Raw genomic sequence first — 26,390 nt, 5'->3', positions numbered from 1 at the left:
TTACCGCTCGACTTGCATGTGTTAAGCACGCCGCCAGCGTTCGTCCTGAGCCAGGATCAAACTCTCCGTAAAAGACTCTCGATCAACAGCCGAAACTGCAAATCAGTCATAAACATAAAGAGTCAAATCACTAGCAAAAAAACTCAACTAGCATTTCAAACAACACCCGACAACAACCACCACAAGCGGATGGCTGATACATCGAATGCATTCACCAAAATAAATTCGGCACTGACATTCATCGACACACTGTTGAGTTCTCAAAGAACACGCACACACTCTCACCCCACGAACACACAGTCCGTCGGCCTCGAGGGCAACTGTTCCAGCGTATCCCAGCTTGGTCTCGGACACAAGGTCCGACTCTTGGGGGACACAACCTGCCGAGCCACACGTCCAACCTCGTTCACCCAGTCCGTGAAGACCGGGTCGGTGTCCGTCGCTCTGACTCGACAAAAGTTACGCCACCAACCACACCAACGCAAATCGCCTGCTCAGCGGCAGTCTTGCGCGACCCGAGCCCCATTTCGGCATTACCGGGACCACTTCTCGTCGACTCAGCTCAGCAGTGCATCACGTGCGAACCTGCGCGACCAGCTCGGTGAGTCCGACACCCCTTGACGGAAGTAGAACTGCGGACCGTGGGCACCGATGAGATCGAGAAAGCTCACCGTGGCCTGCGCCGCGAACTGGGCATCGAAGACACCGGAATCCTCACTGGCCCAGCCTAATTCGGCGACAGTCTCGATCATCATCTTGTTACGATGCGTCGCAGATGCCGATGCAGCGAGGGAGATCAGGAACAGAGTCGCTGCGTCGGTCTCGTAGGTCTCCTTGCCCAGCGGAAGTCGCGACGCCGCATGTCGCCACATCCCTACCGGGTCGTGAGCCAACGCTGCACCGAGCTTGGTGCGCAGCAACCTGCCCTTCGATGTGCGGGTCAACCCGAGGTGCCGCGCCGCCTCGCGCAGATCGGTCACCTGATGATGATCGATCTCGCGATTGCTCGGCCCGACCCAGCCCAAGCCCCAGTCGAGTTCCTCTCGAATCGCCACGACGAATGCAGGCTTGAGGTAGCCGGCACCGGTCAGGTCGGCTCCGGCGTCGCCGATTCTGCCCAGGAACCACGTCAACTTGGCCATCGCAATTTCGGCGACGGGTAGATCGATCGAGCTCTCGATGGTGAGTTCGCACCGCGGAAGCAACGCCATCAGTGACGGCACCTCCGTAGGACGCACTCGATCGAACAGTTTTCCGATGGCCGGAGCCGCGGCCACCGCTTCGGCAAGGACCGAACGCCCCACGTCGAACGAGTGCAGCACAGTGTTGACTGCATCGGCGTCGAACAGAGCCGGGTCGAAGGCCGCGCCCCACCGCGCCAGCACGCCTGCGTGTTCGGGATCGGACGGGTCGGCGGCGATCTCCAAAGCCTGTGCATAGCGCGCTGGCCCGCCTGATTCCTCGGGTGGGCATGCACGCGCCCCGTCGAGGCAGACGGATCGGAGGTCGTCGATATCGGAATCGATCTGCTCCAGAACTATCGTGTGCGTCCATCCGTCACCCAAGTCGTACTCGTACGTCATGGTGGAACCCGGTGCAGTGAGCACGTCGTCGATCCGCACTCGCTCCTCGCTCGACGACTCGTCGTCCGGTTCGTCGTCGAGCGACTCCTCCATCTCGAATCGACGCGTGGCACCGGCGGTCCTGACGCTGAACGCATGCAGATGCCGGTCCTCCCAACCGAGAGCCCTCTGCAGCACCGAGTGCAGCTCGGACAACAGCAGGTCCGAGCGCACCCGCACCCGGCGCCAGATCTGCGGACGGGTGTGATCCACGGTCACCCGAAGCACCAAGTTCACCAGGCCCCGCCGCGTGGCCTCTGTCGCCTCGCCGTCGGCCGGTTCGTCGGCGTCGGACAAGTTCGGCACCACCGACAGGTGCCGGACGCGACCGGTTCTCATCGACATGGAATCGACCCTAGTCGGACCCGCGCGTCGGACACAGGGGCTCGCGTTCTTCTACGTACCAGTCGTCAAACCATCGTTTATCGCGGCGACGTCGAACGCCAACGCATCGAGCTGCGATGCCAACGTCGTCACCGTCAACTGCACCAAGTACTGAGTTTCGACGCCCACCACCACATATCGCGTCGTCACGGCCGCTTCGAGTTGCTGCGCGACGTACGTACCCCGAATGAATCGCGACGGCCAGCCGAGCCACGACGCCGCGCTCGCCTCGCGCTCCACCCAGCCGGGCATTGCACGTCCGTCGCCGAAACCCAATGCCATCAACGCTTCCGGGTCGATCGTGCGCGACAACGCACCGACCAGAAGCACCGCATTGGGCGCGAATCCGTTCTCCACCAGGTTCGGTTCCACGATCACCTGAGTCGCCCCGGGAAATTGTGCGGGATCGAGCGTCTGCCATCCCGCAGGAATCGGCACGGTGATGCCGATCTCGGCCGCCGCGGCACCGTCGAGCGGCGAGACGCGCAACGCATGTGCGTTCAGGTACTCGGCGATGGTGGTGGGCTCGGAGGATTCCGTCGACAGGGCGTCGTTCACAGCAGGGCCTTTCGTGGTGGACGATTCACCGACACGCCAGAGGCTACCCGCGCCGGTCCGCTCGTCCGTAGATCCTAGAGGCAGTGACCGGCGGGGAGCTGAGCGCTGCGCGACTCCAACCGTCCGCCGGCCACGTCGAGCTGACTGCTCCGTCGGTGAACGAAGCCGAATTCGGTTGCGCCGCAATCGCTACGTCACCCGAACCCGGAGAGCTCACCGGTGTGTTTCCGCCGACGATGGGGGCCGGCTTCTCATACGGCAACCCAGGGAGCAGACCGCGCGTCACAGTTTCGCCCGGCGTGCAACGAGTTCCTCGAGATAGCGCGCAACCGCGTCGTCGTCGTTGGATTCGAGGACTCGATCGACAACGGATCGTACGGGCTCAGCAGCATTCGACGGGCACAACGCCGTGCCCGCCCAGGTCAGCATCGGCAGATCGTTGCGCGCATCCCCCACCGCCGCAACCGAACCCGAAGATATCCCCCACCGCTGGGACAATTCCTGCAGCGCACTGGCCTTCGAGACTCCCGCTGCGGACATCTCGATGTACGGAGCACCGGAATGAGTCAACTCCACCCCGTCCACTCCCACAGCGGCGACGAGCTCGTACAACTCCTCGCTCGTCGTATCACTGTGCCGAGCAACGATTTTGACCGTTGGCTCGACGTCGGCCGACAAACCGTACTCCGACAGCTCCATCTCGTGCGGCTGCCGGTGGTGATCGGCGAACACGCACAGCTCGGCGTACCGAGCCTCGGCCACGAATCGCGTGGCACCCACGGTCGCAAAGGCCACGCCGGGAACGAGCGAGCGCACGACCGACTTGGCAGAGGACACTGTCTCGGGCGGTACCGATCTGGTGCCGACGATGGCCGGGAAACCGTCGGCCAGGTCGAGGACGACAGCACCGTTGGCACCGATCGCGGTCCCGCGAAATCCGCAGGACGCCGCGAGTTCGTCGATGGAGTGGCGTGCCCGAGCCGTGGCCCACACCACCCTGATTCCGGCTGCGTCTGCGGCAGCCATCGCAGCGGCCGTTCGCGCAGACACGGTCCGGTCCGAACGCAACAGGGTGCCGTCGAGATCGGTGGCGACAACGACGACCTCTTCGGTTCTCTTCACCCCACCGATCCTGCCAGGTGTCGATCGCTCAGCCGGCGACCAATGTCAGAACGGAGATCTCACTGGGCGCGAACACCCGGAAAGGCGGACCCCAGAATCCCGATCCGCGGCTGGTGTAGAGCTGAGTTCGCGCACCGTGTCTGCTCAGACCGTGCACCACCGGCTGGTCGAGCCGAACCAGCGCCGAGAACGGCCAGATCTGACCGCCGTGTGTGTGCCCGGAGACCTGCAGGTCGACGCCGGCGTCGACTGCGTCACCGATCTGCTTCGGCTGGTGAGCCAGCAACAGCACGGGCATCGAAGGATCGGTTCCGGCAAGTGCGCGAGCAAGATCGGCGCCGTGGCCGGGCGCACCCGACCCTGCGGCGGTGGCGTCGTCGACGCCCGCGATGATCAGCGCGTCTTCACCTCGATGGAGCACCACATGGCGATTGTGCAACGAGTTCCATCCGAGGTCCTCCATGTGATCGAGCCACTCCTGCGCCTCACCGAAGTACTCGTGATTGCCGGTGACGTAGACGCGCGCCGCACTCGCGAGCATCGACTCCAACGGCGCGGCCTGCGTTCGACGCCGATCGACCGAGCCGTCGGCGATATCGCCGACGTGGGCCAATACGTCCGGCTCGAGCGCATTGACGGCGTCGGTCAATCGATGCGACCACGTCGTGCGATCGAGCGGGCCGAAATGAGTGTCGGTCACGAGAACCACTCGCAGACCGTGGAATCGCGTCCCGAGCCGATCGATCCTGACGGTCGTGTGTCGCACGCGGGGAGTTCGCATCGCCTCGTAATGACCCCACAGCGCGAGGGCGAGCACGACCACCACGGTTGTCACCGACACGATCCGCGAGCGAAGTGGGTCGTCGACCCCACCCGTCCACAGCGCGAGCCGCAGCAGCAGCGAGAGTGCCGCCCACACGAACGCGATCCAGACCGAGCCCAACAACACGTCTCCGATACGCGCCCACGCATCCTTGGAGGAACCTTCTGCGCTCGGCCGGTGGCCCATGTACATCGCTGCAGGCAACGCCACGAATACAGCGAGTGCAACCGCAGATCCGGCCAACTGCGCGGCCAGCGGCCACTGCGCGCCGGCGAATACGACGGTCCAGGTCGGCAGCGTGACAAGCGCAGCGCAGACGACGAAGACGACAGTAGGCACGACCATCCGCCGAGTGCGCGGCGACCGATCCGGCGACACCGACTGCTCCGGTTGCTGCATCTGTCGATCTGTCATCGGCGTCGAACCCTTTTCACTCGTACGTGCGCGCAGCCCGAGGACCAAGACTACGTCGCCCTCACGGCTTCGGTGCGGGCGCTGAGCCTGTCGGCAGGAAACGCCGAACTACGGCCGACGACGGGTGGTGTATCCGCGAAGTCCGTTGAGCGGCAACTCGTGTTCTGCGATGCCCTCGTCCTCGGGTGCCTCGAGGCCCCCGCTCGGCTCGCCGTCGGCATCCGGTGCTCCCGCTGAATCAACCTCTGCCTCGGCAGGATCGGATCCGTCGAGGTCGGGAGCCTCGCCCCTCGCCCCGGCCTCGTCCTCTGCGGCCGCCTCGTCCTGTGCGATCGCCTCGTCGGCTTCCACGATCCGGTCCGTTGCCGCTGTCGTGCTGTTCGCGGTTTCGTCGGGCTCGGTGGTCGAGCCGCTGCTCACCTCGGCATCGCGCACCCGCGCGGACGCATCGATCTCCGCATCCTTTGCGGGTGTGGATCCGTTGGTCATGGCCGAACGACTCGGTGCCGAGGACTCGATCGGCCGAGCCGAGCGAGTGGAGCCGTTGGAACGACCGCCACCGTTGGCGGCGGACGCGCCGTTCGTCATTCCCGACCCATTCGTCGTTCCCGACCCGTTGGTCATACCGGAGCCGTTCGTCGTTCCCTGCCCGTTGGTCATACCCGACCCGTTGGTCATACCCGAGCCGTTGTTCGATCCCGACCCGTTCGTGGGGCCCGAGCCGTTCTCGACTCCCGCCCCGTTGGCGGCTCCCGAACCGTTGGTGGTCGTCGGTGCGGATCCCTCGCGGTCGGCTCGTCGCGCATCCGATGCGGCCGGGTCCTCGGCGGGGATGTCGATCCGGGGCATGGTCCACAAGGACAGCACCGACTCGTGGCGCGCGGGTGAGTCGGCGTACGTGGACGTCTCGAACACACCGGAATCGTCGAACTGCGAGGACTCGAGTGGGACCGGGGTCCAAGCTCCGTCCGAACTCTCCAGACCTTCCACCACAACGCTGTTGGGCTTGATTCCCAATCGGGCCAGCGTGGTCCAGAGGCTTTCCAACGCCGCGTCGCGGTCCAGGTAGTACTCGGATTCACGCACCCGCCAGAACGTCCAACCGCATCGCTTGAGTTCCTGTTCACGCTGCAGATCTGCCAGCCGCTGCGCGGGGGTGGACAGGAACGTGTCACCGTCGCATTCGACGGCGAGACGCGAGGAGTCGCCGGTCACGACCAGGGCCAGGCGTCTATTGTTGACCTCGACACCAGGATTGACGTGAAAACCTCGCTCGACGAGATCGTTCCACAACTGCTGCTCGAGCAGCGTCTCGAACGGTGCCTTCCGGATCTCGCGCGAAACATCGACCGGCATGGGATCGGCCGGAGCGGGCGAGACGGAGGTGACGTAACTCAGCAACGAGTTGCGCAGGTCCGCTCGCTTGAGACGGTCGACGGTCACCGAATGGAAGAGCCACAGCTGATCTTGTGCCCGCGACGCCGCCACGTTGAACCGCCGCTTGTACTGATTGGCGGTGAGGGTGGCGAAATTCTGATCGGGTGCCACCACCATCGACAGGAACACGACGTTGCGTTCGTCGCCCTGAAAGTCCGGCGGCGTACCGACACGAAGCCGACGCTGCTCCCACTGTTCGATACCGATCCGCTTGATCAACTCGTTGCGGATCTCGTCGACCTGCGATTGGCCCTGCAGCACAACCACTCCGAAGGTCAAGTTGTCGTAAGCGGAGTCCTCGAGGCACTCGGCGATCTGGTCGGCGATCGCGATGGCCTCGGTACGGTTGACCAGTGAGGCATTCTTTCCCGTCACCGTAGCTCCGCGAACGTACGTGTGCCGCAACGGCGGGAGCCGATCGGCACCGAACTGGCGAACGGGAACGAGCGGGGAGTCTCCGTAGAACTGCTGACTCGACCAGTTGATGATCTCGGGCATCGAGCGGAAGTGCTCACGCAACCGCACGACCTGACCGAACCTGGTACGGAGCATGGAGAACAGGCTCGACCTCGGAGTCAGCGTCGCACGCACGTGTTCGGGTAGATCGGGCAGATAGACGTCCAGGCGATCGAATACGTCCTCGAGTGTGCCGGCCTGCGGGACGTCCGCCGGCGCGCACTGCCGGTCGTCGCCCACCACGATCACACGGGGTGCGAGGTACAGCAGGAAGAGACTGGTGATGTCGGCCTGAGACGCCTCGTCGACGATGACGACGTCGAAACTGCCCGGCACCGGCGGAATCGAGGCCAGCACCTGGGACAGCGGCATGACCCAGGCGGGGACCGCACTCTGCGCCTCGCGCATCGCCGATCGTGCTGCACTGCGGTAGGTTTCGGCGTACTTACCGGCTCCGGAGCCGATGCTGGAGATGTGCTCTCGATAGGTCTGCAGCGCACGCACCTCGACGGCGGTCATTCGCTGGAGGCTGTTACGCCAGGCACTGGCAGCTGCGAGACGTGTTGTGAGATAGGCGATGTCCGTATCGGCGGCCGCGAGCTCCGCTTCCAGCTGCTGCTCGAGGCCACCGTGGTGCTGCTCACCGACCCACTCGCGTGCCCGACGCCACGCCCAGGCCTTCGACATCTGCCAGCTCAGCTCGTCCCATTCGACATCGCCCGCGGTGTCCTCGACCAAGTCGAACAATGCGGGTGCGACCTCGGACAACGACGCCGACATCGATTCGAGCAGAAGCTGATCCTCCTGCTCGGAACACGCCTGCGAATAGGCCGCAACGGCGGCAGCCAATTCCAACGGGTCCGCAGTGCTCAACGCACTCACCAGATTCGACCCCTCGGGCGAGGGCCCGGCATCGATGCGCGTCGCGACCGCGAACTGCAGGGCGTCGAGCTCGGCGCGCGCGGCATCGATATCGATGCGCGTGGCGATGGCGTCGGCGGCCCCGGCGATTTCCTGAGCTTCGGCCAGGCTCCGAATCCACGGTGCCGCAGGCGAAATGGTGTACAGCCGTTGCACCAGGGCGTCACGGGCAGCGACGACGGCAGACACCAGGCCGAGCCGGTCGGCGATCCGCGCCACGTTGTTGACGCGAATCGAACGTGTGCCGTCGAGCGGAACGATGATCGCGAGGTCGGCCAGCAGCACCGCTGCGGTCTGCACGGTCTCGAGTGCACGAATGTGTTCGGCAACCAGTCGCGCGGCCATGGCCGTCGTCGCGGGTTGGCCGTCGACGGTGGCGACGATGTCGAGAGCCTCGACGGCCTTCTGCTCCTCGCTGCGACGGAACCGGGGCTTCCACTCGATACCGGACTCCAGCGCGCTGGCGAACGCATCCATCGCCGACAGTGCCGCAGGCGAGCTCGACGAGCACTGCACATCGTGGGCACCGACGTAGCGATCGGACGCAGCTGCCGTCTCGACCATCGCGTCGATTCCGCTGACCCGAGACCACAGGTGAGCGGCCTCGCCGGACAGCACGGAATCGGTCAACCGTGGGTAGGAGCCGTCGAGTTCGACGACCGCTCGCACTCGGGCGGCGAGCTCCTCGCACAGTTGCCTGATCTCCGCGGACACGGCGGGTTCGACGCCGTCGAGCAACGCCACGAGGTCCGCGGCCTGGGGCGAGAGAGTGTCGATCTGCGCACCTGCACGCTGGCAGAGCGAGGCGAGTTCGGCCGAATTCGGCAGCATGGTCTCCGGACGCGGCAGTACCTGTCGCGAGCGAAGTTCGCGAGTGCCGTCGGAGCCGGCAATGAGTTTGCGAAGCTGATCGACCTGAGCACCGTCGAGGGGTGGCCGATCGGCCAGCAGCGGGCCGGGTAGCCACTCGTGGGCACCTTCGGCCGCTTTGACCTTGCGCACGATGGACGACACGGTGCCGTCGTAACCATCGGAAACATACTCGTGCACAACGGTTTCGGACTCACGGAGCGCGCTGACCCGATCGAGCAGCTCGGCCCGGCGGGCCAGGGCCGCTGCGCGCTGCGTCGTCAGAGCCTCGATCTTCTGCACCTCGCTGGCTTCGTCGAACGAGGTCTTGCGCTCGGCGATCTTCGCGACGCTGCGATTGAGCTCGTCCGAACCACCGCGAGAGAGGTCGGTGATGGACACACAGAGCTCCTGCAGCTCCGGCGGGAGCTTGTCCCGCAGCACGCGCAAAGCTTGTGACTTTTCACTAGTGACCAGAACCCGTTGTCCGCGCGCCAACAGCCCGGACATGAGGTTGGCGATCGTGTGGGTCTTGCCCGTTCCTGGCGGCCCCTCGACCACGACGCCGCTGTCGCGCCCCAGCCGTTCGATGATCTGCGACTGCTCGGCGTTGGCCGGCAGCGGAAACAGCGGGTCCTCCGCCAGTGTCGCCGACTCCCCCGCCCCCGTGCGTTCGAGCCACGCCATCCGATCTGCCGGCTCGATGGCATCGACCAGTTGCGCGAGCCCCAGCGGTACCGGCGAGTCGGCGAACTCGAGGTCGGCGATCATCTGCTCGTAGTACTCGACCAGCGCGAACGAGTCTCGAACGCGGAGAACGAGGGCAGGTGAGACGGTCAGCGTGCGGTCGTCGTCGATGTAGGCGAGAGCCCCGGGCGGCCCGAGACGATCGAGCACCTCGATTTCGTGGCGTGGCACCCGCGTCGCCCAGTTCCGCAAGAACTGTGCGACACCGTCCCCGATGGGCGAGCTGACGGTGTCTCGCAGTTCTCGCGCCAGCGCGACGGAGCCGGAGGTGTCGAAATCGTCCGAACCGGTCAGCAGCTGGCCGTCCTCGAGCCGCGGGGTGGTACTCGCGGCGAGGCGAACCAGCAGGTCACCGGTGCGTACGTCCCGTTCTATGCTGGCCGATTGTGTGATCAGGTGAGTGCGCACGCTGCGCTGCGGATCGGTGTTGCTCGACGTCAACAGGCCGGATGCCACCACGAGCTCGATCGACTCCGGTCGCGACGCGAGCTCCTGCATCATCAGCTGCAGTGCCTGGTACAGAGCGGCCTGCGGTCGCCGATCCCGATCCTCCTGCGCCCATTCCTTCCACGCTGCGGAGTACTCCTCGAAGGCCTGCTTGATCTCGTAGGCCTTGCGGATGTCGAAGTCGGCGTCGGACTCCTGCGCTTCCTCTCGACGGCGTGACGTCACCGAGGATGCGTCGGCCAACTCGAGCTCGCGGTAGCGGCTGTCTGCGACGACCTGAGGATCGAGCCAGCCCGACAGCAGCGCAGGCGGCTCGGGCGGCTCGTCGACCGCGATGCGAGGTGCACGGAGCACCACACCACCCTGCTTGGCTCGGGGGTCGAGCTGCATGGGAACGTCCCCGGCGTGGACCCACTCGATCTGCATGTGGTCGTCGAAACGCAGCACCGGGTTCGAGCGCGCCTCGACGATTTCGCGAAGGAAGCGCAGCAGGCGTTGCACCCTGCTCTTGAGCTCGTCGTCGTGTTCACGACCGGTAGCAGCTGCAGCCGTCACAGTTTCCCCACAAATACTCGAATGGTCGTCCGTTTCAGGGACGGTGTTTGCACACCCGGGCCAGACTAGCCGTTGAAAACAAGTTGTTCATCGCGTCCCGAGAACACAAAATATGTTCTAGTGCTGGGTCACAAAGACCCACTTCGGTCGCTGGATCCCCCACAGCGAATCGACCCGCCCGCCCTGACCACGGGTTCTCACCCCGTCGACCACGACAGGAGCCGAATGCGCAAGCTGGTCTACTACATCGCGGTCACCCTCGATGGGTTCATCGCCGCACCGGACGGCGGCTACGACAGTTTCGTGGCCGAAGGCGATCACCTCGATGCCATCGTGGCCGAGCTGCCCGAGACGTTACCCGTGCACGTGCGGGCCCTGTTCGGCCTGGACGGTCCGCCCACTCGGTTCGACACCCTGGTCATGGGCCGCGAGACGCTGCAACCGGCGCTCGACGCCGGGATCGCCAGCCCCTATCCCCACCTGCGCCAGTACGTTCTCTCTCGCACCCTCGCCCGGTCGGACGACCCGACCCTCACCGTGGTGAACGACGATCCGATCGGACTCGTCAGGAGCCTCAAAGCCGAGGAGTCGGAGTTCGACGTCTGGATCTGCGGCGGGGGAAACCTCGCCGGTCAACTGCTGCCCGAGATCGACGAGCTGTTCCTCAAGGTCAATCCCGTCGTACTCGGCCGGGGAATCGGCCTGTTCTCGCCCGGGACGGGTGCCGACCCGTTCCCCGCTCAGCGGTTCGAGCACCTCGAATCGCGCCAGTTCGACAGCGGAGTGAGATTCACCCGGTTCATCCGACCGGAAGCTCGCGGGGAATGACGTATAAAGACTGAATGCCTGCCGCGCCGGAGTCCGACCGCGAGCTGCCGAATCGGGAGCTGCCGATCACCCCGCGCGGGCTGCGAACTCGATCCTCGCTCGTGGCGGCTGCGCGCCGAGTTTTCGAGGACAGTGGGTACCTGGACTCCCGGCTCATCGACATCACCCGCGCCGCTCGGTGCTCGGCCGGCACCTTCTACACCTACTTCACCAGCAAGGAAGAGATCCTGGCCGCCGTGCTCGAGCAGTCACGGGACGACATGTTGCATCCCGGTACCGAGCGAGTGGACCCGCACGACGATCCGGTGGCAGTGATCGCTGCGAGCAACCGCGCCTATTTCGAGGCCTACCAGCGCAACGCGAAGCTGATGGCGCTGCTCGAGCAGGTATCGAACATCGATCCCGAGTTCCGCCGCCTCCGCCGCGAACGCGCCGATGCCTTCGTCAGGCGCAACGCCCGAAGCATCGAGAGTCTGCAGAGCCGCGGCCTGGCCGACGCGGAACTCGATCCTCTGCTGGCCTCCCGCGCACTGTCCTCGATGATCAGCCGGCTGGCCTTCAACCACTTCGTGGTCGACGCCGTCGACGGCCGTCCGCCCGAGGACTCCGAGGCCCTGCTCGCAACGGCCACGAGGCTGTGGGTCAACGCTCTGCGACTGCCGCGGGTGAGCGAGGGCGACAGGTGAGGGAGACCGCACTCGGCGACGCGCGAACCAACTCGAGCCGATCGGCTCGAGTTGTACCCACCGGTAATGTACTCGCCGGTAGCAACGAGAGTGATCGAATGGCGAATTACGCCACGCGCCAACGCTACTCGCGAGTACGTTTGCGAGGTGAACAAAACTCGACAGCGAGTTCGTGACCAAAGTGGTTGCCACAGAATATGTTTCACTTGTTGGTGATCAATCACACTCACGCCGAACGCTGTTGGCGGTGCACAAGGCCTCGTTACCGTTAGAATGAGCCGATCGGAGTGCCGCATGACGAACGAGAAAATGGCATGCCCGGCACCAATCCACGTTCCATCGAGCGCACCGACGCGGTGCGCCCACACCGAGCGAAGAGAGATACGTTGTTCAAGCGGATTGCAGTAGTCAACCGAGGCGAGGCAGCAGTACGCCTGATCCGAGCCGTCCGAGAGCTCAACGCCGAACACGATTACGGCATCCGCACCGTAGCGCTGCACACCGAGGCGGAGAAGCGCGCGATGTTCGTCCGCCAGGCCGACGAAGCGGTCACGCTGCGCAAGCCCGCGACAGGATCGGCCTACCTCGACTACGGCGTCCTCGAGGCCGCGCTCGTCGAGTCCGGTGCCGACGCGGTGTGGGTCGGCTGGGGCTTCGTCGCCGAGGACCCGACGTTCGCGGACCTCGTCGCCCGCCTGAACATCACCTTCATCGGCCCGTCGGCCGACGCGATGCGTCTGCTCGGCGACAAGGTCGAGGCGAAGATCCTCGCCGAGAAGGTCGGCGTCCCCGTCGCACCCTGGTCCGGCGGCCCCGTCGAGACCCGCGCCGACGCCAGGCGTCACGCAGCGGCGATCGGCTACCCGCTGATCATCAAGGCCCGCTCGGGCGGCGGTGGCCGCGGTATCCGCAAGGTCTTCCACGAGGACGAACTCGAACTCTCTCTCGAACGTACCCAGGGTGAGGCCGAGCGCTCGTTCGGCGACCCCGTCGTCTTCCTCGAACGGCTCGTCACCGACGCCCGGCACGTCGAGGTTCAGGTCATCGCCGACAGCCACGGCAACGTCTGGGCCCCGGGCGTGCGCGACTGCTCCATCCAGCGCCGCAACCAGAAGGTCATCGAGGAATCGAGCTCACCGCTGCTCACCAAGGAGCAGGCCGACCAGCTGCGCACCGCCTCGGCCGAGCTCGTCAAGGCCGCCGGCTACCAGGGCGCAGGCACCGTCGAATACCTGTATCAGCCCGAGCAGAAGATCTTCACCTTCCTCGAGGTCAACACCCGCCTGCAGGTCGAGCACCCCATCACCGAATACACCACCGGCATCGACCTGGTGAAGCTGCAGATCCTCGTCGCCGACGGCCAGGCACTGCCCGGCGAATGCCCGCCCGAATTCGGCCACGCCGTCGAGGCTCGCCTCAACGCCGAGGACGCCGACAACGGCTTCGCACCGGCTCCCGGCACGGTCGAGCTGCTCAAGTTCCCCCTCGGCACCGGCATCCGCGTCGACACCGGCATCGCTCAGGGCGACGTCATCCCACCCGATTACGACTCGATGGTCGCCAAGGTCATCGCCTGGGGCCGCGACCGCAGCGAAGCCTTGGCGAGGTTGCGCAACGCACTGCGTGAGACCACCGTCGTCATCGACGGCGGCACCACCACCAAGTCCTTCCTGCTGAGCCTGCTCGACCGCGAGGAAGTCATCTCCGCCTCCGCCGACACCGGCTGGCTCGACCGCACCGAAGCCGGCTCCCAGGTGGGCCCGACGGCCGTTGCCGACATCGCCATCGTCGCCGCCGCCATCGACGCCTACGACGCCGAGGAAGGCCGCGAACGCACCGCGTTCCTGAACTCCGCACGCGGCGGTCGCCCGCGCGCCACCCACGCCATCGGCCGCACCGTCGAATTGAACTACCAGGGGCAGGCCTACAAGCTCGAGGTAGGCCAGACCGGGACGCACCGCTACAGCATCGACGGTGACGGCATCGGCGAGCTTCAGGTCGACGTCGAACGCCTCGGCAAGTACGAGAGCCGTCTGGTCATCGGCGACCGCCGCTACCAGGTGGTCACCGTCGCCGGAGCCGCACACTTCCTCGTCGAGGTCGACGGCATCAGCCACCAGATCTCTCAGGACGAGGCCGGGTTGGTCCGCGCACCGGCTCCCGCCGTCGTCGTCGCCGTCCCGGTCGCCGTCGGCGACGAGGTCGAAGCGGGACAGACCCTGGTCGTCCTCGAATCCATGAAAATGGAAACCGCCGTCCGGTCCCCCTACGCAGGCACCGTGCGAGAGGTACTGGCCTCGGTCAACGGACAGGTCGACGCCGGAGCGGCACTGCTTCGCGTGGATCAGGCCGGAGAGCAGAAGGTCTCCGAACAGGCACCGCGCGTGCAGTTCCGCGGTGTCGACGACGCCGAGCAGCGCTCGCCGCAGCGTCGCGCCCTGGACCGACTCGACGAACTGGCCGCCCTCATCACCGGCTTCGACGTCAGCGGAGCACGCGCTCGAAACCTGTTGTCCACCTACGAGACTCTGCGTGCGGATGTGCCGCGCAACGACGCAGGGCTGGTCTCCGCCGAGCTGGCGCTGCTGGGCACGTTCGCCGATATCTGCGAACTCTCCCGGAACCGGCCGACGATGGACGAGGAGAGCACCGACGAACGCGTCCACTCCCCCCGTGAGCACTTCCACTCGTTCCTGCACTCGCTGGACGCGGACGTTCAGGGGCTTCCGGATTCGTTCCGCGCCAAGCTCACTCGTGCCCTCGCGCACTACGACGCCGCCATCGACGAGGGACGCACCCCCGAACTCGAAGAGGCCGTCTACCGCGTCTTCCTGGCCCTGCAGCGCATGGAGAACCAGGTTCCGGTCATCGCGGCCCTGCTCGGCCACTGGCTCAGCGACTGCTCGACGCAGCCCGAGGCCACCCCGGCCATGGCCGAGGTACTCGAGCGCCTCATCGGTGCCACCCAGGCCCGCTACCCCGTCATCGGCGACGTCGCCCGCAACCTGCGCTTCCGGCTGTTCGACGAGCCACAGATCCGCAGTGCACGCGAGAAGATCTACGACGGCGTCCGTGGCAGCCTGCAGTACCTGGCCGAGAACCCCGACGCGGCCGACTACTCCGCACGCATCGCTGCTCTCGTCGCCACCCCGGAACCGCTGATCGAGCTTCTGGCACAACGGATCACCGATCCCGGTGCCCTGCTCGAAGTGATCACTCGCCAGTACTACGAAATCCGCACACTCGAAGACGTCAAGGCCTTCGACCGCGACGGCAAGCACTTCGTCACCGGCAACTTCGAGCTCTCGGGCGAACGGCTGCACCTGGTGTCCACGGCCACCGACTTCGATTCGCTCGCAGCAACTCTGGACTCGGTCGACGATATCGCCGGACCGTCCCCGGAGAACCTGGCCGTTGACCTCTACGTGTCGTGGCCGGACGCGCCGACCGACGGCGACGAACTCTCGGCCCAGCTCCAAGCCGTGCTGGCCGCGCACCCCGGCACCGGCCACTGGCGCCGCGTGACGGTGACCGCCTTCGGTTCCACCGCTCGAAAGATGACCTACCGCCGAACGACGGCCGAGGGGTCCGAGCCGCTCGTGGAAGACACGATCATCCGGGACATGCACCCGCTGACCGGTCAGCGACTGGACCTGTGGCGACTGAAGAACTTCGACGGAGTTCGCCTGCCCGCCAGCGCTGGAACGTACCTGTTCCACCTGACGTCGAAGGCCAACCCCTCCGACGAGCGACTGGTCGCCCTGGCCGAGATCCGCGGCGTCACAACACAGTTGGACGATGCAGGCAACATCGTCGCGGTACCGGAGATCGAGCGGACCGTGGCGGCCTGCCTCGACGGCATCCGCCGCGCTCAGGCCGGACGCGGCAAGAAGCGCCTCGACGCCAACCGCGTCGTGCTCTACGTCTGGCCGGTACTGAACGTTCCCGCCGACCGCATCGCCACCATCGCCAGGCACATCGCGCCGCTGACGATCGGTGCAGGCCTCGAGGAGATCACCCTCATCGCTCGTCTGGCCGAAACACCGGGAGCGACGCCACGCGAGGTCGCGTTGCGCCTGTCGTACCGTTCCGGCGCGGGAATCGTCGCGAAGATAACTCCGCCGCCGACCGAGCCGATGCGTCCCCTCGACGAGTACACCCAGAAGGTCCAGCGGTCGCAGGCCCGCGGCACCGTGTACCCGTACGAGCTGATTCCGTTGCTCAGCAGCAACGGCGGCACGTTCACCGAGTACGACTTCGACGCCGACGGCGTGCTCGCTCCCGTCGATCGCCCCTACGGTCGCAACTCCGCAGGCGTCATCGTCGGTGTCGCGACCACCCCGACCGCCAAGTACCCCGAGGGCATCACCCGCGTCGCGCTGTTCGGTGACCCGACCAAGGCACTGGGCACCGTCGCCGAGGCCGAGTGCTCGCGAATCGTCGCGGCCATCGACCTCGCCGAACAACTCGGCGCGCCCGTCGAATGGTTCGCATTGTCCTCCGGTGCAACGATTTCCATGGAATCGGGCACCGAGAACATGGACTGGGTCTCGCGCGGACTGCGTCGCATCATCACCTTCACCCAGGCCGGCGGTGAGATCAACATCGTGGTCGCAGGCATCAACGTCGGCGCGCAGCCGTACTGGAACGCCGAAGCCACCATGCTCACCCACACCAAGGGCATCCTGGTGATGACCCCCGACAGTGCGATGGTGCTCACCGGAAAGCAGTCCCTGGACTACTCCGGCGGCGTCTCGGCCGAGGACAACTTCGGCATCGGCGGTTACGACCGCGTCATGGGACCCAACGGCCAGGCGCAGTACTGGGCACCGAACCTGCGGGCCGCGTGCGACATCCTGTTTGCGCACTACGATCACGCGTACGCCGCTCCGGGAGAACGCTTCCCGCGCCGGGCAGCCACCGCGGACCCGACCGAGCGCGACGTGCGCACCTACCCGCACGTGCACCCGTCGAGCGACTTCACCACCGTCGGCGACATCTTCTCCTCGGTCACCAACCCCGACCGCAAGAAGCCGTTCGACATTCGCACCGTGATGCGCGCCGTGGTGGACCAGGACCACTCGGTGCTCGAGCGTTGGGCCGACATGGCCGACGCCGACACCTCCGTGGTGTTCGACGCCCACCTCGCCGGAATCCCGGTGTCCGTCATCGGTATCGAATCGCGGGCCATCCCCCGCAAGGGCTGGTTCCCGTCCGACGGCCCCGATCAGTGGACCTCGGGTACCTTGTTTCCGAACTCGTCGAAGAAGACGGCACGCGCCATCAACGCCGCCAGCGGAAGCCGGCCGATCGTGGTGCTGGCCAACCTCTCCGGCTTCGACGGATCACCGGAATCGCTGCGCAACATCCAGCTCGAATACGGTGCCGAGATCGGCCGCGCCATCGTCAACTTCGACGGACCGGTCGTGTTCTGTGTCGTATCGCGCTACCACGGCGGCGCGTTCGTGGTGTTCTCCGGAGCGCTCAACGACAACATGGAGGTCCTTGCAGTGGAGGGCTCCTTCGCCTCCGTGCTCGGTGGTGCCCCCGCCGCAGCAGTGGTGTTCAGCCGCGACGTCAACGCCCGCACCGCAGCGGATCCGACCGTCAAGGAACTCGAGACACGACTGAACACCGCCGAGGACGACGCCACCCGCTCGGCCCTGCGCGTCGAGTTGGCCACCGTGCGAGCGAACGCCCGCAACGCCAAACTGGGTGAAGTGGCAGCCGAATTCGAGGCCATCCACAACATCCAGCGTGCACAGAACGTCGGATCGGTGCACCACATCGTCCCCGCCGCCGAACTGCGCCCGCAGCTGGTCGCAGCCATCGAACGCGGAATGGCGCGGTCGTTGGCGAAGTAGGACCTGGGTTTCCCGCAAACGCGCGCGCGTTTGCTGGATGCTCGCGGAATGGCTACCTGTTCCGCGAGCGTCTGGCGAATGCGCGCGCGTTTGTCGGTTCAGGGGGTTCGGCGGAGGGTTTGGCTCAGGGCACGCGTTACCAGTAGGTCACGTCTGTGGCGACGACACCGGTGCACTGTCCGGTGAAGATGGTTACCGCGCAGGCCTCCCAGAGCCGCGACAGCATCTCGAAACCACCCAAGACTCCGCTCGCGCTACCGGTGCTCGCACTTCCGGTATCGGCCACCGCGACTGCCGGCGACGCGATGGCGATGACTGCGGCTCCCAGCACAACAGCAAGACGACGCTTCACGCTGTTCTCCTCTTCGATTTCGTCGGACATGTTTCGCTCGACACGCTAACCTCGCGTCCCAATTGTCACAATCGTCCGAACGAACGATGGCCGGCCGTCAGGGCTCGAGGGTTCGGGCACTGACGAAGCGCCTGGGCTCACCGGTGAGCGGGTCCGTGAAGTTCAGAGCCCGGGCCAGAAGTTGCAACGGCCGGGTGAAGTCATCGGCCGGGACCGATATGTACACCGGATAGTACGGGTCGTTCACGATGGGAATCCCCAACGACGACAGGTGGATTCGCAGCTGATGAGTCTTGCCCGTCTTGGGGAAGAGTCGGTATCGAGCGGACGTGCCGAACGTGTCGACCAGGTCGATCGAGGTCTCACTGTTCGGCTCCCCCGGCTCCTCGTATGCTGTCATGACCCCGTGTTCTTTGAGGATTCGACTCCGGACGACGCGTGGAAACTCCAGCGCTGCATCGAATCCCGCAACCGCCTCGTATTCCTTGGTGACATTGCGGGAGGAGAAGAGTTCCTGATACGGCCGTCGGGCATGCTTGGTCTTGGTGAAGAGCAACACCCCGGCGGTGGCGCGATCGAGTCGGTGCGCAGGCGTCAGGTCGGGGCAGTCGAACTGCCTGCGCAGTCGTACCGTCGCCGTTTCGGTGACGTGTCGGCCACGCGGGATGGTGGCGAGGAAGTGAGGTTTGTCGACAACCAATAGATCGCCGTCCTCGTGCAGGATGCCGATCTCGAACGGAACCGGAACCTCCTGCGCCGGAATGCGATAGAAGTACACCTGACTGCCTGCGCGGTACCGCGTGTCGACGGAGATGGGCCTGCTCTTCTCGTCCACCACTTCGGCGTCGAGCATGGCCCGCCGCCAGTCGTCCTCGGGCATCTCCCGTTCGAGATACTCCACGATGGTGGTAGCCGAATCACCATGCGGCAACAGCAGTCTCAGCGGAGCGAGACCGTCCCGGAAGGGCAGCATCTCTCTACGCGCAGTCGAGACAGATCAACCGCAGACCACGGCCGGCGTCGCCGTCGAAATCCTGGTAGCGGGACGTCGGATTGCCGCAGGCACTGCACCGGCCGATGACGGCGGTGTGGTCGGAGAAGTTCTGCGCCATCCGCTTGTCGAAGACGAACAGCGAACCCTCCCAGAGCGCGTCGTCACCGAAAGTCTCTGCGTAGCGGACGATTCCGCCGTCGAGCTGATAAACCTCCTCGAACCCGCGCGCGACCATCAACGACGAGAGCACCTCGCACCGCACTCCCCCCGTGCAGTACGTGACCACCGGGGACTTCTTCAGATGGTCGTAGGCACCGGAATCGAGCTGGGAGACGAAATCCCGGGTCGTATCGACGTCGGGCACCACCGCGTTCTTGAACTTTCCGATCTCGGCTTCGAAGGCGTTGCGGCCGTCGAAGAAGACGACGTCGTCGCCGCGAGAATCGACGAGCTCGTGCACCTGCTCCGGGCTCAGATGGGTGCCGCCGCCGACCACGCCGTCGGCGTCGACCTTCAGTTCCCCGGGGGCTCCGAAGGTGACGATCTCGTCCCGCACCCGCACGCTCAGTCTCGGGAAATCGTTTCCGAGCCCATCGGACCACTTGATGTCGGCCGACTTGAACGCCGGATAGCTGCGGGTGCCACGGACGTACCGTTTGACGTCGTCGACGTCGCCGCCGACCGTCGCGTTGATGCCGTGTTCTGAGATCAGGATGCGTCCGGTCAGGTTGTTGGACGCGGCCAGCGTCTGCTGCCACAGCCGGATCGCCTCGGGATCGGGCAGCGGAGTGAAGACGTAGAACAGGACGATTTTCGGTACAGCCACGCCGTCCAGTATGGCGCGTCGTCAGGCAGGCGGTGCCGCCGCCCGGACGCGCTGGGTGCCCGAGTCCACGGTGAAGCCCGCTCCCCAGTACACGCCGGTCTGCGGATCCTCCTTGGCGGTGAGGAACCAGTGGTCCATCCGAGCCGCAGTCTTGGTGACCTCGAAGACGCCGAACCCGTGGCTGTCGAGGTCCACGAACTTCACGTGGTGGTTGAGTGCCTTGAATGCTTCCTCGGCGACCCGGCCCAGCGTGTGCGGCGGAGTACGCGTCAGGTCGTCGATGTTGGCCGAGCTCACCGAAGTGACGACGAGTTCGGTCGCAGCGGGTTCCGTCGTTGCGTAGCGCGCCGCATCGAGCGGCACCTCGCAGGCCCACGCCGAATGGATGTCGCCGGTGATGAAGACGGTGTTGTCGACGCCAGCGTCGACGATGGCACCGAGCAGCTTGCGCCGGTCGGCGGTGTACCCGTCCCACGGATCGGCGTTGTACGGCAGGCCGCCCTCCGGGATTCCGAGAAGCGAGGTGACGGCCCTGGCCGCATCTCGATCGAGCGGCGGGATGAGGGTGGGCGTGATCATCACCGGATTGCCGACGATCTTCCACTGCGTCGGCGACGAGACGATCCCGTCGGTGAGCCACTGCATCTGCTCCGCACCGGTGATGGTCCGGTTGGGTGAATCGACCTCGGGCCCGTTGAACGGCAACACCTGCTGCGAGCGGTAGGTGCGCAGATCCAGCATCGACAGTTCCAGCAGGTTGCCGAACCGGAGTCGACGGTAGAGATGCCGGTTGGTCGCTGTGCCTGCGGCGCGTACCGGCATCCACTCGTAGTACGCCTGCTCGGAATTGGCCTTACGGGTGGACCAGTCGCCCTCGGTACCCGGGGTGTGATTCTGCGCGCCGGTGTCGTAGGCATCATTGGCGGATTCGTGGTCGTCCCACGTGCAGATCCATGGCACACCGACATGCGCCGCCTGCAGATCGGGATCCGACTTGTACTGACCGTGGCGCTGACGGTAATCGGCGAGCGTGACGATCTCGTGGGTGGGCGAATGCTGCCGGATCACCCCGTCGCGACCCGGGAACCCGCCCGTCTCGTACTCGTAGATGTAGTCGCCGAGATGGACGATGGCGTCGAGGTCTCCCCTGGCGGCCAGATGCCGGTACGCACCGAAGTACCCCGACTCCCAGTTCGAGCACGAGACGACGCCGAAGCGCATCGCGTCTATATCGGCATCGTTGCGCGGAGCGGTGTGCGTGGTCCCGACGGCCGATGCCGCGTCGCTCGTCCGGAAGTCGTAGAAGTACGTCGTGTCGGCAGCGAGGCCGTCGACGTCGACCTTCACGGTGTGGTCGGCGTCGGGGCCGGTTGCGACGGTTCCGGAGGAGACCACGTCACTCATGTCCGCGCTGCGGGCGATCCGCCACGTCACCGATACCTGCGGTCCGACGCCGGAGCCAGGGGTGGCGTCGGGCGTCGGAGTGACGCGGGTCCAGAGGACGATCGCGTCGGGCAACGGATCTCCCGATGCGACCCCGTGCAGGAAGCCGCGGTCGCTGCCCTGTGCGTGTGCGGTCGCAGGCAGTGTCGTGGCGACTCCGGCCACCGCAACGGCCACCGACGACGAGCGAAGAAACGTCCTTCTGGAAAGCGCAGACTCAGCGTGCATCGGGTCAGTCCATGCGATGGATGGTCGGTGGTCAAGTAAGGCGCGCCTGGGTCGGCGACAGTGTTCACCGGACGGCCATCCGCCGGACGCTGGTTTGCCTTCGTCGCTGCGGGAGAACACTCCGAGAATGGACGCTCTGTGGTTGTTCGGTGATCAGCTCGGTCCGCACTTTCACTCGGTCGACGAGCATGCCGATCGGGATGTGCTGATGATCGAGTCTCGGCGCGTGTTCCGACGTCGGCGATACCACCGGCAGAAGCTGCATCTCGTGTTGTCGGGTATGCGTCATCTGGCCGACGAGCTGGGCGACCGCGTCACCTACCTCCAGACCGAGACATACCGGGAAGGGTTGGCCGAGTACGGCAAGCCCGTGGTGGTGTTCGAGCCCACCTCGCACGCGGCGGAGAAGTTCGTCGCCGCGTTGCACGAGGAAGGCCTGGTCTCGGAGATTCTCCCGACGCCGATGTTCGCACTCCCCCGTGCAGAGTTCGCCGACTGGGCGGCCGAACGCGGCACCTTCCGGATGGAAACGTTCTACCGCGAGCAGCGCAAGAGATTCGATGTGCTGATGGACGGTGCCGACCCGGTCTCGGGCAAGTGGAACCTCGACGCCGAAAACCAGTCGCCACCGCCGAAGGGGCGTCTGACCCTGGGCGTGGAGGAACCGTGGTGGCCGACCGAGGATGCCATCGACGAGCAGGTGCGCGCCGACCTCGACGAGTGGGACCTCGACACCGTCGGAGTCGACGGGCCCCGAGTATTCGCGGTGACCGCGGCCGAGGCGTCGGACGCGTTGGCGCACTTCGTGAACTACCGCTTGGACGACTTCGGCAAGTACGAGGACGCGGTGATGGCCGACGACTGGACGATGTCTCACTCACTGCTCTCGGTCCCGCTGAACCTCGGCCTGCTGCAGCCGCTGGACGTGGCGCATGCAGCCGAGGACGCCCACCGCGACGGCACTCCGCTGGCGAGCGTGGAGGGTTTTGTTCGACAGATCCTCGGCTGGCGCGAATACGTGTGGCACCTGTACTGGCATCTGGGGCCGGAGTACCTCGAGCGCAACAAGCTCGAAGCGCATGAGCCACTGCCGGATTGGCTGCTCGAGTTGGACGGCGACGCTGTGGTCGCGAAATGCCTGTCGTCGACGGTGGACGGCGTGCGCGACCGCGGCTGGGTGCACCACATCCCCCGACTGATGATCCTGGGAAACTTTGCGCTGCAACATGCTTGGGATCCGCGAGCGCTGACCGACTGGTTCGCAACGGCTTTCGTCGACGGGTTCGCCTGGGTGATGCCGGTGAACGTGATCGGCATGAGTCAACACGCGGACGGCGGCGTGATCGCCACCAAGCCCTACGCCTCGGGCGGGGCGTACCTGAACCGCATGACCGACTACTGCAAGCCCTGCGAATTCAACCCGAAGAAGCGACTGGGCGACGATGCATGCCCCTTCACCGCCGGCTACTGGGCCTTCGTGCACCGGCACCGCGAGATGTTGGCGCTCAATCACCGCACCGCGCGACAGGTGTCGTCGATGAACCGATTGAGCGACCTGGAGCAGGTATTGGAACAAGAACGACAGCGCGAGGTGTACTGACACGCCTCGGTAAGTTGTGCACAGCTGGACCCTGTCGAGGTCTCCGTTGATATCGACTGCGCAACGTGCACCACTTTTGCTGAGCCGCTGCCATGGGAGCCGGGCCCAGTTCGAGGCTCCTGTCGCAGCCGTTCCTTCACCCAGGTCGTCGCGCGTGGAGGACGCGCTGGATCCGCATATCGGGCAGACGAATCGAAGGATCGACGGCACGCAAAATGGGCGTGGCCGTGGACGAAAGACTGACCTGAAAACCGCGCGCATCGCGCACGGCACGGAAGTCGATCCCACACATCTCTGCGGACGCACACCGCCGCACTATGGCCGTCTCATGCGATTGCCGAGTGCCTCCGGACGTCTACCACGATGCACCGACAGGTTTTGGACAACGAATCCTTATGCTGGGCAACAGTTTTCGATTCAATCATGATTGTCAGTCGAACGCACGTTCGATACACTTCATGGCATGACCACAGCGATCTGGCAACTGAGCGAGGCAGAACTCCTCGCCGACGCCGCCGCGGTCTCCCACCAGATTCAGTTGTTGGAGGCCAGGCGGATCGCTCTCGTCGCCGAGATCGACACCCGCGTGAGCCGGGAGAAGCTCGGATTCCCCGGCCCCGCCGGCTGGCTGACCTCCACCACCCTGCTCACCCCCAGCAAAGCCAACAAGATCGTCGCCCTCGCCCGCGGACTGAAGAACTTCCCCGACATCGCCGACGCCGTGAACACCGGCAGCATCACCGTCGACCACGCCTCCTTGATCCTCACCTTCGCCGAAACCCAACCCAAGAACCTCCCCCAAGCCGGGCAGGACATGGCCAGGAAGGCGATGATCACCGCTGCCACCGGACCCGAAGCACGCACAAGCCGCATCCGCGAAGCGATCACAAAACTCCACGACACCTACGGCGGCAAGACACCACCCGCCGACGACACCGACCGCAACGAACTCTTCGCCTCCAAAACCCTCAACGGGCGGTTGGCGTTGAAAGGGGACTTCGATGCGATCACCGGCGAGAAACTGCTCACCGCACTCTCACCGTTGACCGAACCACGACCCGACCCCGACGGCACCCAGGACGATCGCAGCCCCGCGAGGCGCAGAGCCGACGCCTTCGGACACATCCTCGACCAATACCTCGCCTCGAGTGATCGACCCATCGAAGGCGGTGAACGCCCGCACCTGAACCTGCACATCAGCCTGCGCGATCTCACCGACCTCCGCGACAGTGCTGACGTCGATGACATCGCCGACGACGAAACCACCCGCGCAGCAGCCGAATCCGATACAGACCGAGTCGATCCGGTCGACATCGACACCGGACACCCCATCCACCCCGATGCGGAAGACGGGACGAATCCACCTTGTGCCGCCGATCGTGGCGCGTACAGGGACCTGTTCGGCGACGGCACTTCGGTCGGGTGGCTCCCCTGGATGGGACCACTCTCCCGCAACACCTCCCTCCAACTCGCCTGCGATTGCGTCCTCACTGCGATCGTCATGGACGAAAACGGATCCCCGATCAACCTCGCCCGCACCGCACGCACCGTCACCGCCAAACAACGCAAAGCCCTCATCGCGAGAGACCACACCTGCGCTTTCCCCGGCTGCGGCAAACCCGCCGCCTGGACAGAAGCGCATCACATCCGGCACTGGGCAGACGGTGGCCCCACCGACATGAACAACCTCGTCCTCCTGTGCGGATTCCACCACCGACTCCTCCACCACAGTGACTGGGAAGTGTTCATCGGCGTCGACAACCACCCGTGGTTCGTGCCACCGGCAACCGTCGACCCATATCGACAACCCAGACCATCCCACGCCCGAGCAGGCCCGCACATCGCCTGACCCTGCCCAGACGAACCGCAGAAACAATCCAGCCCCGCACCGAGAACACGGCGCGGGGCTGGAAGAGACTGCTCGACAGGCTGATTCGGGTGAAGTGCCAATGCCGTCACCGCAGTGATGCGGCACCACCTCGGGCACAGCCCGAACCTCCAACGAAGGCCAGCGTGGAGGGAGGGCGATAGAGAGCAGCCCGCGGACGCCATCTTCCGGGCTACGGCCGCCCATCTCTCGAACACGAGCTGCCAGATCGACCGTGGACTTCGGCGTTGTGCACGAGTCGCGTGGTTGCTCCGCTCCTTCGATCAAGCTATGACGTGCCGGCGTCGAGCTTCGCGACAGCCTCGTCGATCATCGGCACGTAGCGCTCGAGTGCCCACGGCACCGTCAACGGATTGATGATGGACGACCCGGTGACGAAGGACTGATCCGTCGGCGCAACGACCGACCCGCGGGAAACAGCCGGAATCTGCTTGTACGCAGGCTGATTCTCGGTGTCGGTACGGTTCTGCGGATCCGAGTAGAACGTGAAGATCAGGTCGGAATCGTTCAGCAGATTCGCATTCTCCAAGCCGATGACCGACGAGTCGGTGCCCTCGGTCTCGTCGAGCGTGTTCACCACCGGGTCGACCTGCAACCCGAGACCGCGCACCATCGCGACGCGCTGCTCGTCGGCGAGGAACACTCCGAGCGTCCCGGGACCTGTGTTGTAGATGTACGAAAAGCTCACGTCCGAATACTCGGGGTGCTGGGCGGCGGCGTCGGCGAAGCGCGCCTTGATCTTGTCGATCTCCTCGGCTGCCTTCTGTTCCTCACCCATGGCCTTGCCGATCACGGTGATCTGATCTTCCCAGGTGATCGTCCACGGCTGCTCCTCGTAGGCCACCACCGGAGCGAAGGCACTGAGCTTGTCGAACTGGTCCTGGGTGATGCCGGACCATGGAGCCAGAACGAGATCCGGCTCGAGGGCGGCAATGGCCTCGATGTTCAGTTCGGTTCCGCCGGTGAATTGTTCGGGAAGCTCGGCCCCCAGTTCGGTGACCGCGTCGTGTACCCACGGCAGGTAACCGGTGTCGTCGGCACCCCACGAATACTCCTCGACACCGACTGGGACGGTACCCAGCGCGATCGCCGTCTCGGCCGAGCCCTGACCGAGAGTCACGATGCGCTCCGGCTTCTCGGTGATGACCGCCTGCCCCAGTGCCGAATCGATGGTGACGGCTGCGAAATCACCGCCTCCCGACTGCTCGGGCCCGGCAGTGTCGGAGGACGAGCAGGCACCGACCACCAGGGCCGACACAGCGAGTGCAGACAGCAGGGACACACGGCGGGCAGTCCGACGACCGGCCGACGAAGCAGAGAACATGGTTACCCTTTCGACAAGCAAA

The 26,390-nt window shown here is 65.4% G+C and carries 15 protein-coding genes and 1 rRNA gene; 5 read left to right on the top strand and 11 right to left on the bottom strand.

What is annotated here, in order from left to right:
• The 6 genes from CH273_RS13510 to CH273_RS13485 all read right to left on the bottom strand — a co-directional run.
• Positions 1-72, bottom strand: a 16S ribosomal RNA gene (locus CH273_RS13510); the annotation flags it as partial.
• Between the two features lie 485 nt (positions 73-557).
• Positions 558-1,967 carry a plasmid pRiA4b ORF-3 family protein gene (locus tag CH273_RS13505; protein ID WP_032396529.1) on the bottom strand — a complete coding sequence of 470 codons (1,410 nt, stop codon included), beginning with the start codon at positions 1,965-1,967 and terminating at the stop codon, positions 558-560.
• 51 nt (positions 1,968-2,018) lie between these two features.
• A complete protein-coding gene (locus tag CH273_RS13500; protein ID WP_082322556.1) occupies positions 2,019-2,564 on the bottom strand; it encodes an LpqN/LpqT family lipoprotein in 546 nt (181 codons plus the stop codon).
• A gap of 282 nt (positions 2,565-2,846) precedes the next feature.
• Positions 2,847-3,686 (bottom strand): HAD family hydrolase, encoded by an 840-nt coding sequence (locus CH273_RS13495; RefSeq protein ID WP_032396528.1) that lies wholly within the window; start codon positions 3,684-3,686, stop codon positions 2,847-2,849.
• Between the two features lie 28 nt (positions 3,687-3,714).
• The gene (locus CH273_RS13490; RefSeq protein ID WP_032396527.1) at positions 3,715-4,923 is read right to left on the bottom strand and encodes a metallophosphoesterase; all 1,209 of its coding nucleotides are present in this window, start codon (positions 4,921-4,923) and stop codon (positions 3,715-3,717) included.
• A 108-nt stretch (positions 4,924-5,031) separates the two neighbouring features.
• Positions 5,032-10,281 carry an AAA domain-containing protein gene (locus CH273_RS13485; RefSeq protein WP_462052386.1) on the bottom strand — a complete coding sequence of 1,750 codons (5,250 nt, stop codon included), beginning with the start codon at positions 10,279-10,281 and terminating at the stop codon, positions 5,032-5,034.
• Positions 10,282-10,560: 279 nt separating this feature from the next.
• On the opposite strand from CH273_RS13485, the gene CH273_RS13480 reads away from it, so the two are divergent.
• From CH273_RS13480 to CH273_RS13470, 3 genes are all read left to right on the top strand, one after another.
• Positions 10,561-11,163 (top strand): dihydrofolate reductase family protein, encoded by a 603-nt coding sequence (locus CH273_RS13480; RefSeq protein ID WP_032396526.1) that lies wholly within the window; start codon positions 10,561-10,563, stop codon positions 11,161-11,163.
• Between the two features lie 14 nt (positions 11,164-11,177).
• Positions 11,178-11,849 (top strand): TetR/AcrR family transcriptional regulator, encoded by a 672-nt coding sequence (locus tag CH273_RS13475; protein WP_032396525.1) that lies wholly within the window; start codon positions 11,178-11,180, stop codon positions 11,847-11,849.
• A 386-nt stretch (positions 11,850-12,235) separates the two neighbouring features.
• A complete protein-coding gene (locus tag CH273_RS13470; RefSeq protein ID WP_032396542.1) occupies positions 12,236-17,713 on the top strand; it encodes an ATP-binding protein in 5,478 nt (1,825 codons plus the stop codon).
• Positions 17,714-17,849: 136 nt separating this feature from the next.
• On the opposite strand, the gene CH273_RS13465 is transcribed toward CH273_RS13470, so the two are convergent.
• The 4 genes from CH273_RS13465 to CH273_RS13450 all read right to left on the bottom strand — a co-directional run bounded on the left by CH273_RS13465 (position 17,850) and on the right by CH273_RS13450 (position 21,556).
• The gene (locus tag CH273_RS13465) at positions 17,850-18,095 is read right to left on the bottom strand and encodes a hypothetical protein (protein WP_032396524.1); all 246 of its coding nucleotides are present in this window, start codon (positions 18,093-18,095) and stop codon (positions 17,850-17,852) included.
• 67 nt (positions 18,096-18,162) lie between these two features.
• Complete coding sequence (locus CH273_RS13460) at positions 18,163-19,038, bottom strand: pseudouridine synthase (RefSeq protein ID WP_032396523.1); 876 nt, start codon at positions 19,036-19,038, stop codon at positions 18,163-18,165.
• Positions 19,039-19,042: 4 nt separating this feature from the next.
• Entirely contained in the window at positions 19,043-19,885 is an 843-nt protein-coding gene (trhO, locus tag CH273_RS13455) for an oxygen-dependent tRNA uridine(34) hydroxylase TrhO (RefSeq protein ID WP_032396522.1), read from the bottom strand.
• A gap of 21 nt (positions 19,886-19,906) precedes the next feature.
• The gene (locus CH273_RS13450) at positions 19,907-21,556 is read right to left on the bottom strand and encodes an alkaline phosphatase D family protein (RefSeq protein WP_032396521.1); all 1,650 of its coding nucleotides are present in this window, start codon (positions 21,554-21,556) and stop codon (positions 19,907-19,909) included.
• 127 nt (positions 21,557-21,683) lie between these two features.
• On the opposite strand from CH273_RS13450, the gene CH273_RS13445 reads away from it, so the two are divergent.
• Together CH273_RS13445 and CH273_RS13440 are read left to right on the top strand one after the other, a co-directional pair.
• Positions 21,684-23,156 (top strand): cryptochrome/photolyase family protein, encoded by a 1,473-nt coding sequence (locus CH273_RS13445; RefSeq protein ID WP_032396520.1) that lies wholly within the window; start codon positions 21,684-21,686, stop codon positions 23,154-23,156.
• 463 nt (positions 23,157-23,619) lie between these two features.
• Positions 23,620-25,005: an HNH endonuclease signature motif containing protein gene (locus tag CH273_RS13440; protein ID WP_094638010.1), complete on the top strand. Its 1,386-nt coding sequence runs from the start codon at positions 23,620-23,622 to the stop codon at positions 25,003-25,005.
• A gap of 307 nt (positions 25,006-25,312) precedes the next feature.
• Here CH273_RS13440 and CH273_RS13435 read toward each other — a convergent pair whose 3' ends face one another.
• Positions 25,313-26,368 (bottom strand): iron-siderophore ABC transporter substrate-binding protein, encoded by a 1,056-nt coding sequence (locus CH273_RS13435; protein WP_052049832.1) that lies wholly within the window; start codon positions 26,366-26,368, stop codon positions 25,313-25,315.
• Positions 26,369-26,390 lie beyond the last annotated feature (22 nt).

The organism is Rhodococcus sp. 05-339-2 (genome assembly GCF_002258965.1).
GTDB lineage: Bacteria > Actinomycetota > Actinomycetes > Mycobacteriales > Mycobacteriaceae > Rhodococcoides.
This window is presented reverse-complemented; position numbering and strand designations above follow the sequence as displayed.

What these genes read in the sequence shown, in the direction of transcription:
- CH273_RS13505 (WP_032396529.1), bottom strand. Translation starts at nt 1,967, where the DNA reads ATGTCGATGAGAACCGGTCGCGTCCGGCACCTGTCGGTGGTGCCGAAC.
- CH273_RS13490 (WP_032396527.1), bottom strand. Translation starts at nt 4,923, where the DNA reads ATGACAGATCGACAGATGCAGCAACCGGAGCAGTCGGTGTCGCCGGAT.
- CH273_RS13480 (WP_032396526.1), top strand. Translation starts at nt 10,561, where the DNA reads ATGCGCAAGCTGGTCTACTACATCGCGGTCACCCTCGATGGGTTCATC.
- CH273_RS13475 (WP_032396525.1), top strand. Translation starts at nt 11,178, where the DNA reads ATGCCTGCCGCGCCGGAGTCCGACCGCGAGCTGCCGAATCGGGAGCTG.
- CH273_RS13465 (WP_032396524.1), bottom strand. Translation starts at nt 18,095, where the DNA reads ATGTCCGACGAAATCGAAGAGGAGAACAGCGTGAAGCGTCGTCTTGCT.
- CH273_RS13460 (WP_032396523.1), bottom strand. Translation starts at nt 19,038, where the DNA reads ATGCTGCCCTTCCGGGACGGTCTCGCTCCGCTGAGACTGCTGTTGCCG.
- CH273_RS13450 (WP_032396521.1), bottom strand. Translation starts at nt 21,556, where the DNA reads ATGCACGCTGAGTCTGCGCTTTCCAGAAGGACGTTTCTTCGCTCGTCG.
- CH273_RS13445 (WP_032396520.1), top strand. Translation starts at nt 21,684, where the DNA reads ATGGACGCTCTGTGGTTGTTCGGTGATCAGCTCGGTCCGCACTTTCAC.
- CH273_RS13440 (WP_094638010.1), top strand. Translation starts at nt 23,620, where the DNA reads ATGACCACAGCGATCTGGCAACTGAGCGAGGCAGAACTCCTCGCCGAC.
- CH273_RS13435 (WP_052049832.1), bottom strand. Translation starts at nt 26,368, where the DNA reads ATGTTCTCTGCTTCGTCGGCCGGTCGTCGGACTGCCCGCCGTGTGTCC.